At 65.6% G+C, this 16,441-nt stretch carries 12 protein-coding genes, 1 tRNA gene and 1 pseudogene; all 14 read right to left on the reverse strand.

The window, feature by feature from the left end; genetic code table 11:
• The coding region (locus tag FHW73_RS17150; RefSeq protein ID WP_017356361.1) for a GTP-binding protein at positions 1 to 113 on the reverse strand (113 nt) is incomplete at its 3' end.
• Between the two features lie 96 nt (positions 114 to 209).
• Positions 210 to 2,303 (reverse strand): elongation factor G, encoded by a 2,094-nt coding sequence (gene fusA, locus FHW73_RS17155; RefSeq protein ID WP_183427974.1) that lies wholly within the window; start codon positions 2,301 to 2,303, stop codon positions 210 to 212.
• 183 nt (positions 2,304 to 2,486) lie between these two features.
• Complete coding sequence (rpsG, locus tag FHW73_RS17160) at positions 2,487 to 2,954, reverse strand: 30S ribosomal protein S7 (RefSeq protein WP_183427975.1); 468 nt, start codon at positions 2,952 to 2,954, stop codon at positions 2,487 to 2,489.
• Between the two features lie 10 nt (positions 2,955 to 2,964).
• Positions 2,965 to 3,339, reverse strand: a complete 375-nt coding sequence (rpsL, locus tag FHW73_RS17165; protein ID WP_183427976.1) for a 30S ribosomal protein S12 — start codon at positions 3,337 to 3,339, stop codon at positions 2,965 to 2,967.
• A gap of 250 nt (positions 3,340 to 3,589) precedes the next feature.
• Positions 3,590 to 7,867 carry a DNA-directed RNA polymerase subunit beta' gene (gene rpoC / locus FHW73_RS17170; RefSeq protein ID WP_183427977.1) on the reverse strand — a complete coding sequence of 1,426 codons (4,278 nt, stop codon included), beginning with the start codon at positions 7,865 to 7,867 and terminating at the stop codon, positions 3,590 to 3,592.
• Positions 7,868 to 7,958: 91 nt separating this feature from the next.
• Positions 7,959 to 12,149: a DNA-directed RNA polymerase subunit beta gene (gene rpoB / locus FHW73_RS17175; RefSeq protein ID WP_183427978.1), complete on the reverse strand. Its 4,191-nt coding sequence runs from the start codon at positions 12,147 to 12,149 to the stop codon at positions 7,959 to 7,961.
• Positions 12,150 to 12,380: 231 nt separating this feature from the next.
• Positions 12,381 to 12,755 (reverse strand): 50S ribosomal protein L7/L12, encoded by a 375-nt coding sequence (rplL, locus tag FHW73_RS17180; protein WP_183427979.1) that lies wholly within the window; start codon positions 12,753 to 12,755, stop codon positions 12,381 to 12,383.
• Positions 12,756 to 12,812: 57 nt separating this feature from the next.
• On the reverse strand, positions 12,813 to 13,358 hold the full coding sequence (gene rplJ, locus FHW73_RS17185; protein WP_183427980.1) for a 50S ribosomal protein L10: 546 nt from the start codon (positions 13,356 to 13,358) through the stop codon (positions 12,813 to 12,815).
• A 384-nt stretch (positions 13,359 to 13,742) separates the two neighbouring features.
• Positions 13,743 to 14,444 (reverse strand): 50S ribosomal protein L1, encoded by a 702-nt coding sequence (rplA, locus tag FHW73_RS17190; RefSeq protein WP_183427981.1) that lies wholly within the window; start codon positions 14,442 to 14,444, stop codon positions 13,743 to 13,745.
• A 4-nt stretch (positions 14,445 to 14,448) separates the two neighbouring features.
• The gene (gene rplK, locus FHW73_RS17195) at positions 14,449 to 14,877 is read right to left on the reverse strand and encodes a 50S ribosomal protein L11 (RefSeq protein WP_183427982.1); all 429 of its coding nucleotides are present in this window, start codon (positions 14,875 to 14,877) and stop codon (positions 14,449 to 14,451) included.
• 199 nt (positions 14,878 to 15,076) lie between these two features.
• A complete protein-coding gene (gene nusG, locus FHW73_RS17200) occupies positions 15,077 to 15,649 on the reverse strand; it encodes a transcription termination/antitermination protein NusG (protein ID WP_183427983.1) in 573 nt (190 codons plus the stop codon).
• Between the two features lie 16 nt (positions 15,650 to 15,665).
• Positions 15,666 to 16,046, reverse strand: a complete 381-nt coding sequence (secE, locus tag FHW73_RS17205) for a preprotein translocase subunit SecE (protein ID WP_183427984.1) — start codon at positions 16,044 to 16,046, stop codon at positions 15,666 to 15,668.
• Between the two features lie 87 nt (positions 16,047 to 16,133).
• Positions 16,134 to 16,209: transfer RNA gene (locus FHW73_RS17210), tRNA-Trp, on the reverse strand.
• Positions 16,210 to 16,347: 138 nt separating this feature from the next.
• A pseudogene (locus FHW73_RS17215) lies at positions 16,348 to 16,441 on the reverse strand (elongation factor Tu); the annotation flags it as partial.

Raw genomic sequence — 16,441 nt, forward strand, 5'->3', positions numbered from 1 at the left:
TCAGCGCCGATCTTCGTCAGCGCCGCCGTCAGCGTCGTCTTGCCGTGGTCGACGTGACCGATCGTGCCGACATTGACGTGCGGCTTGGTGCGCTCAAACTTACCCTTTGCCATCGTAATAACTCCGTAATTCGTGATTGGTGATTGGTGATCGGTGAAAAGCGGGACCCGTGTTCTCTCGAATCACGGATCCCGCGTCACGAATCACGCTTACTTCTTGGTGACGGTCTCGGCGATGTTCGCCGGCGCTTCCGCGTAGTGGTCGAACTCCATCGTGAAGGTCGCGCGACCCTGCGACATCGAACGCAGCTGCGTGGCGTAACCGAACATCTCGCCCAGCGGGATCATCGCGTTGATGATCTTGCCCGACGGGCTGTCGTCCTGGCCCTGCAGGATGCCGCGACGGCGGCTGACGTCGCCCATCACGTCGCCCAGGTAGTCCTCGGGGCTGACGACCTCGACCTTCATGATCGGCTCGAGCAGCACCGGGCTGGCCTTGTTGAAGCCTTCCTTGAAGCCCATCGAGCCGGCGATCTTGAACGCCATTTCCGACGAGTCGACTTCATGGTACGAGCCGTCGACCAGACGGACCTTGACGTCCACGATCGGGTAGCCGGCCATGATGCCGTTGGCCAGCACTTCCTGGATGCCCTTGTCGACCGCCGGGATGTACTCCTTGGGCACGACGCCGCCGACGATGGCGTTCTCGAACTCGTAACCGGTGCCCGGCTCCTGCGGCGAGATCTCCAGCCACACGTGACCGAACTGGCCCTTACCGCCCGACTGGCGCACGAACTTGCCTTCGGACTTCACCGACTTGCGGATCGTCTCGCGGTAGGCCACCTGCGGCTTGCCGACATTGGCCTCGACGTTGAACTCGCGCTTCATGCGATCGACGATGATGTCCAGATGCAGCTCGCCCATGCCCGAGATGATCGTCTGGCCCGATTCTTCGTCGGTGCGCACGCGGAAGGACGGATCCTCCTGCGCCAGGCGACCGAGCGCCAGGCCCATCTTCTCCTGGTCGGACTTGGTCTTGGGCTCGACCGCCATCGAGATCACCGGCTCGGGGAAGCTCATGCGCTCGAGCACGATCGGCGCGTCCTGCGCGCACAGCGTGTCGCCGGTGGTGACGTCCTTCAGGCCCACCGCCGCGGCGATGTCGCCGGCCAGCACTTCCTTGATCTCTTCGCGGTTGTTGGAGTGCATCTGCAGCAGACGGCCGATGCGCTCCTTCTTGCCTTTGACCGAGTTGTAGACCTGGTCACCGGCGTTGAGCGTGCCCGAGTAGACGCGGAAGAACGTCAGCGAACCCACGAACGGGTCGGTCATGATCTTGAACGCCAGCGCCGAGAACGGGGCCTTGTCGCTCGACTCGCGCGACAGCTCCTTGGTCTCGTCGTCGACGTCCACGCCCTTGACCGCCGGCACGTCGACCGGCGACGGCAGCAGCTTGATGACGCCGTCGAGCATCGCCTGGACGCCCTTGTTCTTGAACGCCGTACCGCAGAACATCGGCACGATCTCGGTCTTGAGCGTGCGCTCGCGCAGGCCGTTGACGATCTCGTCCTCGGACAGCTCACCGCTCTCCAGGTACTTGTCCATCAGCTCTTCGCTGGCTTCGGCGGCCGACTCGACCATGAAGGCACGCGCCTCTTCGGCCTGCGCCTGCAGCTCGGCCGGGATGTCGCGGTACTCGAAGTTCAGACCCTGGGACGCGGTGTCCCAGTGGATCGCCTTCATCTTCAGCAGGTCGACCACGCCCTCGAAGCCGTCCTCGGCACCGATCGGCACCTGCATCGGCACCGGCACCGCACCCAGGCGCGCCTTCAGCTGGTCGCGGACCTTGAGGAAGTTGGCGCCCGTGCGGTCCATCTTGTTGACGAACGCGATGCGCGGCACGTGGTACTTGTTGGCCTGACGCCACACGGTCTCCGACTGCGGCTGCACGCCACCGACCGCGCACAGCACGAACACTGCGCCGTCGAGCACGCGCAGGCTGCGCTCGACCTCGATCGTGAAGTCGACGTGTCCGGGGGTGTCGATGATGTTGAAGCGGTGCTCGGGGAAGGACTTGTCCATGCCCTTCCAGAACGCGGTGGTGGCCGCGGACTGGATCGTGATGCCACGCTCCTGCTCCTGCTCCATCCAGTCCATGGTCGCGGCGCCGTCGTGCACCTCGCCGATCTTGTGGCTCTTGCCCGTATAGAACAGGATGCGCTCGGAAGTGGTCGTCTTGCCGGCATCGATGTGAGCCATGATGCCGAAGTTGCGGTAGCGTTCGATGGGAGTCGTGCGAGCCACGTCAGTATTCTCGTTTGGATGGAAGGACCCGACAGAGCCTGGGCGCCTTCGCGATGAAATCGCTTGAATGGACGAATGCCGCCTTGCGGCGGCTTGTCGGTCCTGCGTGCGGTCGATGACCGCCTGGAGGCACCTGAAATGGTGCCAGCGGGCCCCGGGTTCAACCGGAGCCCGCGGGTCCGCTTACCAGCGGTAGTGCGCGAACGCCTTGTTGGCGTCGGCCATGCGGTGGGTCTCTTCACGCTTCTTGATCGCGCCGCCCCGGTTCTCGGAGGCGTCGATCAGCTCGGCGGCGAGCTTGCGCGGCATGCTGTTCTCGCCGCGCTTGCGCGCCGACTCGATCAGCCAGCGCATCGCCAGCGCCATGCGACGCGAGGCACGCACTTCGACCGGCACCTGGTAGGTCGCGCCGCCGACACGGCGGGACTTGACCTCGACGGCCGGCGAAACGTTGCCCAGCGCCTTCTCGACCAGCTCGAGCGCTTCGGGGTTCTTCTCGCCGATGACGTCCATCGCACCGTAGACGATCTTCTCGGCGACCGACTTCTTGCCGCTCTTCATGACCATGTTGATGAAGCGGGCGATCGTCTCGCTGCCATGCTTCGGGTCGGGCAGCACCGAGCGCTGCGGGGTGTTTCCTTTACGCGACATTCTCTAATCCTCAGCCCTTCGGACGCTTTGCGCCGTACTTCGAACGTGCCTGCTTGCGCTTCGCGACGCCGGCAGCGTCGAGCGAACCGCGAACGGTGTGGTAACGCACACCCGGCAGATCCTTGACGCGACCGCCGCGGATCAGCACCACCGAGTGCTCCTGCAGGTTGTGGCCTTCGCCGCCGATGTACGAGATGACCTCGTAGCCATTGGTCAGGCGGACCTTGGCGACCTTGCGCAGCGCCGAGTTCGGCTTCTTCGGGGTCGTGGTGTAGACGCGGGTGCAGACGCCACGGCGCTGCGGGCAGTTCGCCAGCGCGGGCGAAGTGCTCTTGTAGGTTTCGGGGCTGCGCGACTTCCGCACCAGCTGGTTGATCGTTGCCATCAGTCTCTGGTCTGTGGATCGGGCCGGGGCCCGGTGAAAACGAAGGCAGACGGAACATGCCGTCTGCCAGACGAAAAAGTATAGCCCGCGCTGACGCAACGCGTCAACGCAAGCTCTACTGCCGCCGGCCGCCCACAGGGTCGACCCGGCCTACAACGCGTCCCGTCCGTCCTGGACCGAATACGAGCCGCGTCCTGCGCCTCATTTCGGAGTCTGGGCGGCCCCGAAGGGCCGCCAAAGGTGGGCTATCTTAGCCTGCGTTCTCGTCGCTGTCAGCCACCTGGGACACCGGGGCGTCCTCGAGCATGACCTGATCGGGCGACAGCGCCACCGGCGCCGCCGTCTCGACCACGTCCTCGGCCACCGAACCGCCCGACAGCGTGTCCATCTCGGACTCGGTCAGGCCCGACGCCGCCCGGCGACGCTGGGTGTGGTAGGCCAGGCCGGTACCGGCCGGGATCAGACGACCGACGATCACGTTCTCCTTGAGACCGCGCAGGCTGTCACGCGTGCCGCGCACGGCCGCCTCGGTCAGCACACGGGTGGTCTCCTGGAACGAGGCCGCCGAGATGAACGACTCGGTCGCCAGCGAGGCCTTGGTGATGCCCAGCAGGACCGGATCGAACTTGGCCGGCAGCTCGTTGCGGGCGATCAGCTTGGCGTTGTCCTCGATGACGCGCTGGCGCTCGGCCTGCTCGCCATGGAGGAAGCGGCTGTCGCCGGCATCGGTGATCTCGACCTTGCGCAGCATCTGGCGAACGATCACCTCGATGTGCTTGTCGTTGATCTTCACGCCCTGCAGCCGGTAGACGTCCTGGATTTCCTTGGTCAGGTACGACGCCAGCTCCTCGACGCCCTTCAGGCGCAGGATGTCCTGCGGACTCGGCTCGCCGTCCACCACGGTCTCGCCCTTCTCGACGTGCTCACCCTCGAACACGATGATCTGGCGGTACTTGGGGATCAGCTCCTCGTGGTCTTCGCCGTCGGCACCCTTGATGATCAGGCGCTGCTTGCCCTTGGTGTCCTTGCCGAAGCTGACGATGCCCGACTTCTCGGCCAGGATCGCCGGGTCCTTCGGCTTGCGGGCCTCGAACAGGTCGGCCACGCGCGGCAGACCACCGGTGATGTCGCGGGTCTTGGACGCTTCCTGCGGCACCTTGGTCACCACGTCGCCCACGCCGACGGCATCGCCGTCCTGCAGGTTGACGATCGAGCGCGGCGGCAGCAGGTACTGCGCCGGCAGGTCGGTGCCCGGGATGTTGAGGTCGTTGCCGGCCTTGTCGACGATCCGCACGATCGGACGCAGGTCCTTGCCCTGCGAGCCGCGGCGCTTGGGATCGGTGATCTCGCGCGACGCCAGGCCGGTCAGTTCGTCGGTCTTCTCGATGACGGTGACGCCCTCGACGAAGTCCACGAAGCGGATGAAACCCGCCACTTCCGACACGATCGGGTGGTTGTGCGGATCCCAGTTCGCAACCGTCTGGCCGGCCTTGATCGCATCGCCGTCACGGACGGTGATCATCGCGCCGTAGGGCAGCTTGTAGCGCTCGCGCTCGCGGCCATGGCCGTCGAGCACCGACAGCTCGCCCGAACGCGAGACCGCGACCAGGTTGCCGCTCTCGTGGGTCACGAACTTGAGGTTGTTGAACTTGATCGAGCCGGTGGTCTTGACCGTCACGTTGTCGATGGCGGCCGCACGCGACGCCGCACCACCGATGTGGAACGTGCGCATCGTCAGCTGGGTACCCGGCTCGCCGATCGACTGCGCGGCGACCACGCCCACGGCCTCGCCCTGGTTGACCAGGTGGCCACGGCCCAGGTCGCGGCCGTAGCAGCTCGAGCACACGCCGAACGCGCTTTCGCAGGTGATCGTGGAGCGGACCTTGATCGACTGCACACCGGCCTCTTCCAGACGCACGACCCACTGCTCGTCGAGCAGCGTGTTGCGCGTGACGATCGGATCCTCGTCGTTGCCCGGCAGGAACACGTCCTCGGCCACGACACGACCCAGCACGCGGTCGCGCAGCGGCTCGACCACGTCGCCGCCTTCCACGATCGGGGTCATGGTCAGGCCGTCGAGCGTGCCGCAGTCGACCTCGGTGATCACCACGTCCTGGGCCACGTCGACCAGGCGACGGGTCAGGTAACCGGAGTTCGCGGTCTTGAGCGCGGTGTCGGCCAGACCCTTACGGGCACCGTGCGTGGAGTTGAAGTACTCCTGCACGTTCAGGCCTTCGCGGAAGTTCGCGATGATCGGCGTCTCGATGATCGAACCGTCCGGCTTGGCCATCAGGCCGCGCATACCGGCCAGCTGACGGATCTGCGCCTGGCTACCACGCGCGCCGGAGTCGGCCATGATGTACAGCGAGTTCATCGACTTCTGCGCGACCGTCTCGCCCTTGGCGTTGGTCACGTGGTCGGTGCCGATCGCGTCCATCATCGCCTTGGCGATGCGCTCGTTGGTGCGCGACCAGATGTCGACGACCTTGTTGTAGCGCTCGCCGGCGGTGACCAGACCCGACTGGTACTGCTGCTGGATCTCCAGCACCTCGGTCTCGGCTTCGGCCAGGATGCCCTTCTTCTCGTTGGGGATCGTCATGTCGTTGATGCCGATCGACACGCCGGCACGGGTCGCGTTGCCGAAGCCGGTGTACATCAGCTTGTCGGCGAACACGACCGTGTCCTTGAGGCCCAGACGACGGTAGCAGGCGTTGATCAGCCGGCTGATGTTCTTCTTGTTGAGCTCGACGTTGGCCAGCTCGAACGGCAGGCCGTCGGGCATGATCTCCAGCAGCAGCGCACGACCCACGGTCGTTTCGACGATCGAGGTCACCTTCTCGCGCGAGCCATCCTCGCCGATCACGGTCTGGTTGATGCGGACACGGATCTTGGCGTGCAGGCCGGCGGCCTTGTTGTCGAACGCGCGACGCACTTCGGCGATGTTGGCGAACACCATGCCCTCGCCCGGGATGTTCTCCAGCGCACGGGTCATGTAGTACAGGCCGAGCACGACGTCCTGCGACGGCACGATGATCGGCTCACCGTTGGCCGGCGAGAGGATGTTGTTGGACGCCATCATCAGCGCACGCGCTTCGAGCTGGGCCTCGAGGCTCAGCGGGACGTGCACGGCCATCTGGTCGCCGTCGAAGTCGGCGTTGAACGCGGTACACACCAGCGGGTGCAGCTGGATCGCCTTGCCTTCGATCAGCACCGGCTCGAACGCCTGGATGCCCAGGCGGTGCAGCGTCGGCGCACGGTTGAGCATGACCGGGTGCTCGCGGATGACTTCCTCGAGGATGTCCCAGACTTCCGCCTCTTCGCGCTCGACCAGCTTCTTGGCCGCCTTGATCGTCGTGGCCAGGCCACGGCGCTGCAGCTTGGCGAAGATGAAGGGCTTGAACAGCTCCAGCGCCATCTTCTTCGGCAGGCCGCACTCGTGCAGGCGCAGCGTCGGGCCGACCACGATGACCGAACGGCCCGAGTAGTCGACGCGCTTGCCCAGCAGGTTCTGGCGGAACCGGCCCTGCTTGCCCTTGATCATGTCGGCCAGCGACTTGAGCGGGCGCTTGTTGGTACCGGTGATGGCACGGCCGCGACGGCCGTTGTCCATCAGCGCATCGACCGATTCCTGCAGCATGCGCTTCTCGTTACGCACGATGATGTCGGGCGCATTGAGTTCGAGCAGACGACGCAGGCGGTTGTTGCGGTTGATGACGCGGCGGTACAGATCGTTGAGATCCGAGGTCGCGAAGCGGCCGCCGTCCAGCGGCACCAGCGGGCGCAGATCCGGCGGCAGCACCGGCAGCACGGTCATGATCATCCACTCGGGACGGTTGCCCGAATCGATGAACGCCTCGACCAGCTTGATGCGCTTGGTCAGACGCTTGAGCTTGGTCTCCGAGCCGGTCGCGGCGATCTCTTCCTTCAGGCGGGCCATCTCGGCCTGCAGGTCGATCGTGCGCAGCAGGTCGAACACCGCCTCGGCGCCCATCGCGGCGTCGAAGTCGTCGCCGTGCTCCTGGCGCATCTGCAGGAACTGCTCTTCGTTGAGCAGCTGGCCGCGCTCGAGCGGGGTCAGGCCCGGCTCGGTGACGACGAACGCCTCGAAGTACAGGATGCGCTCGATGTCGCGCAGGGTCATGTCCAGCATCAGGCCGATGCGCGAGGGCAGCGACTTGAGGAACCAGATATGGGCAACCGGCGAGGCCAGGTCGATGTGGCCCATGCGCTCGCGGCGCACCTTGGCCAGCGTGACCTCGGTGCCGCACTTCTCGCACACCACGCCACGGTGCTTCATGCGCTTGTACTTGCCGCACAGGCACTCGTAGTCCTTGATCGGACCGAAGATCGCCGCGCAGAACAGGCCGTCACGCTCGGGCTTGAACGTACGGTAGTTGATCGTCTCGGGCTTCTTCACTTCGCCGAACGACCACGAACGGATCAGGTCGGGCGAGGCCAGCGCGATCTTGATCGCGTCGAAGTCCGGGATCTGGCGCTGCTGGTTGAAGAGGTTGAGCAGGTCTTTCATGTCTTTACTCCGGGAATGGGGAACCTGGGGCGGGATGGATCGTTGTCGCGCGCGGCGCGCTCACATGCGCCGCGCGACGAGACGCCCTGCCTCAGTGCTCCTCCAGCTCCATGTTGATCGCCAGCGAGCGGATTTCCTTGACCAGCACGTTGAACGACTCGGGCATGCCGGCGACCATCTCGTGCTCGCCGTCGACGATGTTCTTGTACATCTGGTTGCGGCCCTGCACGTCGTCGGACTTCACCGTCAGCATTTCCTGCAGGGTGTAGGCCGCGCCGTAGGCTTCCAGCGCCCAGACTTCCATCTCGCCGAACCGCTGACCGCCGAACTGCGCCTTGCCGCCCAGCGGCTGCTGGGTGACGAGCGAGTACGGACCGGTCGAGCGCGCGTGCATCTTGTCGTCGACCAGGTGGTTGAGCTTGAGCATGTGCATGTAGCCCACGGTCACCTCGCGCTCGAACGCTTCACCGGTGCGGCCGTCGAACAGGCGGGTCTGGCCGCTGGTCGGCAGGTCCGCCAGTTCCAGCATCGCCTTGATCTCCGACTCGGCGGCGCCGTCGAACACCGGGGTCGCCATCGGCACGCCGTCGGTCAGGTTGCCGGCCAGCGTCAACAGTTCCTCATCGCTGAACTGCGACAGGTCGACGCGCTGTGCGGCCACCGACTTGTCGTGGTTGTAGATCTGGTCGAGGAACGCACGCAGCTCGTTGACCTTGGCCTGCGCATCGAGCATCCGCTGGATCTTCTCGCCCAGGCCCTTGGCCGCCAGGCCCAGGTGGACTTCGAGGATCTGGCCGATGTTCATACGCGACGGCACGCCCAGCGGGTTGAGCACGATGTCGACGGTGTTGCCGTTGGCCATGTAGGGCATGTCCTGCACCGGCACGATGGTCGACACGACACCCTTGTTGCCGTGACGGCCGGCCATCTTGTCGCCCGGCTGGATGCGGCGCTTCACGGCCAGATAGACCTTGACCATCTTCAGCACGCCCGGCGCGAGGTCGTCGCCCTGGGTGATCTTGCCGCGCTTGTCGGCGAACCGGCGCTCGAATTCCTTCTGGTGCGCGTCGATCTGCTTCTGCGCGCGCTCGATCGCGTCGGCCGCGTCCTCGTCCTTCATGCGGATCTGGAACCAGTCGGACTTCTTCAGGCCGTCGAGCACCAGCGAGGACACCGTGTCGCCCTTCTTCAGGCCCGGACCGCCATTGGCGACCTTGCCCTGGATCTGCGAGCGCAGACGCGCGTAGATCGCCGACTCGAGGATGCGGAACTGGTCGTCGAAGTCCTTCTTGACGCGCTTGATCTCGGACTCTTCGATCTGCTTGGCGCGCTTGTCCTTCTCGATGCCGTCGCGGGTGAAGACCTGCACGTCGATGACGGTGCCGTCCATGCCCGGCGGCACGCGCAGCGAGCTGTCCTTCACGTCGGAGGCCTTCTCACCGAAGATCGCGCGCAGCAGCTTCTCTTCCGGCGTCAGCTGGCTCTCGCCCTTCGGCGTGACCTTGCCGACCAGGATGTCGCCGGCGCGCACTTCGGCACCGATGTACACCACGCCCGACTCGTCGAGACGGTTGAGCGCGTTCTCCGACACGTTCGGGATGTCGGCGGAGATCTCCTCCGGTCCCAGCTTGGTGTCGCGGGCGACCGCGGTCAGCTCTTCGATGTGGATCGTCGTGTAGCGGTCTTCCTTGACGACGCGCTCCGACAGCAGGATCGAGTCTTCGAAGTTGTAACCGTTCCACGGCATGAACGCGACGAGCATGTTCTGGCCCAGCGCCAGCTCGCCGATGTCGGTCGAAGGACCGTCGGCCAGCACGTCGCCGCGCGCGACCACGTCGCCCACGTTCACCAGCGGACGCTGGTTGATGCAGGTGTTCTGGTTGGAGCGCGTGTACTTGATCAGGTTGTAGATGTCGACGCCGGCATCGTGCTCGCCGGAGATCTCGTCCTCATTGACCTTGACCACGACGCGACCGGCGTCGATCTGCTCGATCACGCCGCCACGGCGGGCGTTCACGGTCACACCCGAGTCGCGCGCCACGGCGCGCTCGATGCCGGTCCCGACCAGGGGCTTTTGCGCACGCAGCGTCGGCACGGCCTGGCGCTGCATGTTGGCGCCCATCAGTGCGCGGTTGGCGTCGTCATGCTCGAGGAACGGCACCAGCGCCGCGGCGACCGACACGGTCTGCATCGGCGAGACGTCCATGTAATGGATCTCGGCCGGCGGCTTGAGCAGCGACTCGCCCTGGAAGCGGCAGTCGACGAACTGCTGCGTCATCACGCCGTTCTCGTCCTGGACGGCGTTGGCCTGCGCGATGACGTAGTCGTTCTCTTCGATCGCCGACAGGTACTCGATCTCGTCGGTGACGCGGCTGTCGACGACCTTGCGGTACGGGGTCTCGAGGAAGCCGTACTTGTTGGTGCGCGCGAACGTCGCCAGCGAGTTGATCAGGCCGATGTTCGGGCCTTCCGGGGTTTCGATGGTGCACACGCGGCCGTAATGGGTCGGATGCACGTCGCGCACTTCGAAGCCGGCGCGCTCGCGGGTCAGACCGCCCGGGCCCAGCGCCGAGACGCGACGCTTGTGCGTGACTTCCGACAGCGGGTTGTTCTGGTCCATGAACTGCGACAGCTGCGAGGAGCCGAAGAACTCCTTGACCGCGGCCGCGACCGGCTTGGCGTTGATCAGCTCCTGCGGGGTCAGGCCATCGGCCTCGGCCATCGTCAGGCGCTCGCGCACGGCGCGCTCGACGCGGACCAGGCCCACGCGGAACACGTTCTCGGCCATTTCACCGACCGAGCGCACACGGCGGTTGCCCAGGTGGTCGATGTCGTCGACCACGCCGCGACCGTTGCGGATCTCGGTCAGCACGCGGATCACATCGAGGATGTCGGAGGTCTGGCCGTACTGCTCGCGCAGCTTGACCGAGTCCTCGTCCTTGCGCTCGGCAAAGTAGCGCGCGTCGTAGAGCACCGGCGCACCGGTGACTTCCTTGCGGCCCAGACGGCGGTTGAACTTCATCCGGCCCACGCCCGACAGGTCGTAGCGCTCGAAGGTGAAGAACAGGTTGTGGAACAGGTTCTGCGCGGCGTCCTTGGTCGGCGGCTCGCCGGGACGCATCATGCGGTAGATCTCGACCAGCGCGTCGAGCTGGGTCTTGGTCGAGTCGATGCGCAGGGTGTTGGACAGGTACGGACCGCGATCGAGGTCGTTGACCCAGATCGTGCCGATGGTCTCGATACCGGCCTTGCGCAGCGCCTCGAGGGTCTCGAGCGAGATCTCATCGTTGGCGGTGGCGACCAGCTCGCCGGTCGACGGGTCGATGACGTCATGCGACAGGATCTGACCGACCAGGTAGTCGTCCGGCACCGCCAGCGCGGTGATGCCCGAGGCCTGGAGCTGCTTGACGTGGCGCGCGGTGATGCGCTTGCCGGCCTCGACGATGACCTTCTCGCCGTCGAGCAGGTCGTAGTTCAACGTCTCGCCGCGCAGACGCTCCGACACCAGCTCCAGCTGCACACCCTCGCCCTCGGGCAGGATGTGGTAGCTGTTGATCTCGAAGAACTCGTTGAGCATTTCTTCGTTGTTGTAGCCGAGCGCGCGCAGCAGCACCGACACCGGCAGCTTGCGGCGGCGGTCGATACGGGTGAACAGCGCGTCCTTCGGGTCGAACTCGAAGTCCAGCCACGAGCCGCGGTAGGGAATGATGCGGGCCGAGTACAGCAGCTTGCCCGAGCTGTGGGTCTTGCCGCGGTCGTGATCGAAGAACACGCCCGGCGAGCGGTGCAACTGCGAGACGATGACGCGCTCGGTGCCGTTGATGATGAAGGTGCCGTTGTCGGTCATGAGCGGGATCTCGCCCATGTAGACCTCCTGCTCCTTCACGTACTTGATGGCCTTGCTCGACGACTCGCGGTCGTAGATCACCAGCCGCACGGTCACGCGCAGCGGGGCGCCGTAGCTCAGGCCACGGTTGCGACATTCACGCTCGTCGAACCCCGGTTCGCCGAGCTTGTAGCCGACGTACTCCAGCGCGGCATAGCCGTTGTAGCTGACGATCGGGAACACGGATTTGAGTGCGGCGTGCAGGCCGCGGTCCTCGCGCTTGGCGGGGTCGCGGTCGGCCTGCAGGAACTCGCGATAGGAGTCGACCTGGATGGCCAGCAGGAACGGCACCTCGAGAATCTGCCGGCGCTTGCCGAAGTTCTTGCGGATGCGCTTCTTCTCGGTGAACGAGTAGTTCGCCTGGTGCGGGGTCGACTGGAGCTGGGACGTCGTCATGGGGAGTACGCCTCGATGGATCGGTGGACCGACTGGCGATCCGGGAACATGAGTTGCCACTGGGTAGTCGCTGGTATTGCCGGCACCAGCACGCCTTCTCCCGCTACTACCCACTGACAACTGCGTCGTTGTCTGTTCAGGCCGTCCGGTTTCCGGAACGACCAAGGGCCGGGAGCTTTCGCCCCCGGCCCCGGCGCATCGTCAGCATGTGCTGCGATGCCATGGTGCCGCTTACTTGATCTCGACGGTCGCGCCAGCGGCTTCGAGATCCTTCTTGATCTTCTCGGCTTCTTCCTTGGTCGCGCCTTCCTTGATCTCCTTCGGCGCACCTTCGACCAGGTCCTTGGCTTCCTTCAGGCCCAGGCCGGTGATGGCGCGGACGACCTTGATCGACTCGACCTTCTTGTCGCCGGCAGCCTTCAGGATGACGGTGAACTCGGTCTGCTCTTCGGCAGCGGCGGCCGGGCCGGCAGCGGCGGCGGCAGCGGCGACCGGGGCGGCAGCGGAGACGCCGAACTTCTCTTCGATGGCCTTGACCAGCTCCATCACTTCCATCAGGGACTTCTCGGCGATGGCGTCGACGATCTGCTCAGTGGTAAGGGACATTGTGATTACCTTTGAAAAGTTTTCTGGGATTGGGTTCGTTGGACCAGCAGGTCGGGCTTACGCCGTCGCTTCGGTCGCGCTTTCGGCAGCAGCTTCGGCCGGCGCGTCCTCGCCACCGCCCTGCTTGTCGCCGACGGCCTTGACGGCGCGGGCGAACATCGCGGCGGGCTCGGAGAGCACGCGGGCCAGCATGGACAGCGCCTGCTCGAGCGTCGGCAGCGACGCCAGCACGTCGACATGGCTGGCCGGATACAGCTGGCCTTCCACGACGACCAGCTTGGGCAGCAGCTTGTCGTTGGTCTTGGCGAATTCCTTGATCAGGCGACCGGCAGCGCCGGGCTCCTCGGTCGAGAACGCGTACAGCAGCGGGCCGGACAGCGAGTCCTTGGCGCACTCGTACTCGGTACCTTCCACGGCACGCGCGGCCAGGGTGTTCTTGACAACACGCAAGTACACACCGGTCTCACGAGCCTTCTTGCGCATCGCGGTCAGCTGACTGACCGAGGTGCCCAGGTACTCGACGGCGATCAGGGAGTGGGCGTTCGCGGCGACCTGTGCCAGCTCGGCGACAACTTCCTGCTTCTGGGACAGATTGAGAGCCATTCATCACTCCTCGTTGTGAACTCCGCTCACGGCTCCTGCCGCTTGCGGTCCTGAGCGGCCCCCGTCCCTGGGAGACCGGGGATGCGCGAAGCATCCCGGTGGTGGCCTTTCCTGCCTGGCTGGACGCATGTCGAACCAGAAAACTCCAGAAAGGGCATCACCATCTGCGCAGGCCCTCTGGTGAGGACACCTCGGGATTAAGCGCTCTCGATCCTCGGTGGCGGCGATTCCTTGCCAATTGGGCGCATCCGATGCCCGTCGCCACGTCGATCCAGACCGCGCCTGCGGTCTTTGACGGCGCCGCGCAGGACAACAGGTCCGTCGCGATGCCCCCAAAAGTGGCGTCGCCCCGCGGACGGGGCGACGCGCGATATCACCGATCGATCAGCGCGCGATGCTCAGCGTGGACTGGTCGACGATCACGCCCGGACCCATCGTCGAGCTGAGCGAGATCTTCTGCAGGTACTGGCCCTTGGCGGTGGCCGGCTTGGCCTTGACCAGGTCGGCCAGCAGCGCCTGCAGGTTTTCCTTGAGCTTGTCGGCGTCGAAGTCGGCCTTGCCGATCGTGCAATGGATGATGCCGGCCTTGTCGGTGCGGTAGCGGACCTGGCCGCCCTTAGCGTTCTTGACCGCCTCGCCCGGGTTCGGCGACACCGTGCCGACCTTCGGGTTGGGCATCAGGCCGCGCGGGCCGAGCAGCGTGCCGAGCTTGCCGACGACGCGCATCGCGTCCGGGGTCGCGATCACGACGTCGTAGTTGATGTCGCCGGCCTGCATCTTCTCGGCCAGGTCGTCCATGCCGACGGCGTCGGCACCGGCGGCCAGCGCCTCGTCGGCCTTGGCACCTGCCGGGGCGAACACCGCGACGCGGACGCTCTTGCCGGTGCCGGCGGGCAGCACGGTCGAACCGCGGACCTGCTGGTCGGACTTGCGCGCATCGACGCCCAGGCGGACGGCGACGTCCACGGCCTCGGCGAACTTGGCGTTGCTGTTGTCCTTGACGATCTTCAGCGCGTCATCGATGCCGTAGCTCTTGCCCGGCTGCACCGCGGCCTGCAGCCGCTTCTGTCGCTTGGTCTGTGCCATGGTCTCAGCCCTCCACCGTCAGGCCCATCGAACGGGCCGAGCCCGCGATGGTGCGCACTGCTGCATCCAGATCCGCTGCGGTCAGATCCGGCTCCTTCGCCTTGGCGATGTCCTCGAGCTGGGCACGCGTGACCTTGCCCACCTTCTCGGTGTTGGGACGCTTGGAGCCCGAGCTCACGCCCGCCGCCTTCTTCAGCAGCACCGTGGCCGGCGTGCTCTTGGTGATGAAGGTGAACGTACGGTCGGAGTACGCGGTGATGATGACCGGGGTCGGCAGACCCGGCTCGAGCTTGGAGGTCGCTGCGTTGAACGCCTTGCAGAACTCCATGATGTTCAGGCCACGCTGACCCAGCGCGGGACCGACCGGCGGCGAGGGGTTGGCCTGACCGGCCTTCACCTGCAGCTTGATGTAACCGACGACTTTCTTTGCCATTGTGTGCTCTCCGGGTGCGAACGCCTGGTGCTCAGGCTCCCCATCGGGCCGGGAAAATCACGTGTCCCGGCTTCACGTTGTCCATCCGCGACAAAGGCCGCCCATGCGGCGGCCTGTGCGCTTGCCCGGCTCGACCGGACAGTGAGCCGTGCACTATAGCAGGGTTTCGCGCGCCCGTCACATCCGGGCGCGACGCGGGTCAGGCCTTCTCGACCTGACCGAATTCCAGCTCGACCGGGGTCGAGCGGCCGAAGATCAGCACGGCGACGCGCAGCCGGCTCTTCTCGTAGTTGACTTCCTCGACGACGCCGTTGAAGTCGTTGAACGGGCCATCGATGACGCGGACCATCTGACCGGCCTCGAACAGCACCTTCGGACGCGGCTTCTCGACGCCTTCCTGAACGCGATCGAGAATCGCGGCGGCCTCTTCGTCCCGGATCGGCAGCGGGCGGTCGGCGGTGCCGCCGATGAAGCCCATCACCTTCGGGGTCTCCTTGACCAGGTGCCAGCTTTCGTTGTCCATGCGCGGGATGCCGCCCTCGTCCGAGGTCAGGATCTGCACCAGGACGTAGCCGGGGAAGAACTTGCGCTCGGAACGGCGCTTCTGGCCGGAGCGCATTTCGATCACTTCCTCGGTCGGCACCAGGACATCGCCGAAACGGTCCTGCATGCCGGTCCGCGCGATGCGATCGCGCAGCGCCTGCGCCACCGACTTCTCGAAGCCGGAATAGGCATGCACGACGTACCAGCGCTTGACGCCTTCGGTTTCCATCAGGTTCGTTACTCCGTCACTGCCGCAGGATGAGCTGGATGAGCCACTGGATCACCCGGTCGAAACCGGCCAGGACCAGGCTGATGAGGATCACCGCGACGATGACGATCCAGGTCAGGCGCATCGCCTCCTGGCGCGTCGGCCAGACCACCTTGCGCATCTCGAAACGGGTTTCCGAGAAGAACTCGCGGGTCTGATGGCCTTTGCCGGTGGTCAGGAAGACCGCCGCGGCGCCGACGACGCACAGGCCGACGATGATGCTGCGCACGGGCGTGGCCATCTGCGCCTGGAACCAGTAGAAGGCGAAGACGCCGGCGACGACCAGCAGCGCGGCCGCGGCGTACTTGGCGAAATCCGCGGAGGATGCGCCTTTCGAATGTTCCACTCTGCTGTTCAAGTCCCGGCGACTCATCGGTTGCGACTGCTCGTTTGGCAGGCCAGGCCGCGCTGCGCCAGGGCCCGTGCGGAAAAGACTCCGCAAAAATGGCACGCCAGGAGGGACTCGAACCCCCAACCTGCGGTTTTGGAGACCGCTGCTCTGCCAATTGAGCTACTGGCGTGTGGCTGTTGAAACACGTCGCCCAGGATACCCCTTAGACGACGAAGGCGGACCGGGTTGCCGGCCCGCCTTTGAATCGTCACCCCCGCGAGGCGAGAGTGATCCGGCGCCGCGCGCGACAGGCGCGCGGGCCGTGGACTTACTTGAGGATCTTGGCCACCACGCCGGCGCCGACGGTCCGGCCGCCTTCGCGGATCGCGAAGCGCAGACCTTCGTCCATCGCCACCGGGTTG

The sequence above is a fragment of the Luteimonas sp. RC10 genome (assembly GCF_014192745.1).
GTDB lineage: Bacteria > Pseudomonadota > Gammaproteobacteria > Xanthomonadales > Xanthomonadaceae > Luteimonas.

Coding starts and splice junctions, on each gene's coding strand:
- rpsG (WP_183427975.1), bottom strand. CDS start 2,954: ATGTCGCGTAAAGGAAACACCCCGCAGCGCTCGGTGCTGCCCGACCCG.
- rpsL (WP_183427976.1), bottom strand. CDS start 3,339: ATGGCAACGATCAACCAGCTGGTGCGGAAGTCGCGCAGCCCCGAAACC.
- rpoC (WP_183427977.1), bottom strand. CDS start 7,867: ATGAAAGACCTGCTCAACCTCTTCAACCAGCAGCGCCAGATCCCGGAC.
- rpoB (WP_183427978.1), bottom strand. CDS start 12,149: ATGACGACGTCCCAGCTCCAGTCGACCCCGCACCAGGCGAACTACTCG.
- rplL (WP_183427979.1), bottom strand. CDS start 12,755: ATGTCCCTTACCACTGAGCAGATCGTCGACGCCATCGCCGAGAAGTCC.
- rplJ (WP_183427980.1), bottom strand. CDS start 13,358: ATGGCTCTCAATCTGTCCCAGAAGCAGGAAGTTGTCGCCGAGCTGGCA.
- rplA (WP_183427981.1), bottom strand. CDS start 14,444: ATGGCACAGACCAAGCGACAGAAGCGGCTGCAGGCCGCGGTGCAGCCG.
- rplK (WP_183427982.1), bottom strand. CDS start 14,877: ATGGCAAAGAAAGTCGTCGGTTACATCAAGCTGCAGGTGAAGGCCGGT.
- nusG (WP_183427983.1), bottom strand. CDS start 15,649: ATGGAAACCGAAGGCGTCAAGCGCTGGTACGTCGTGCATGCCTATTCC.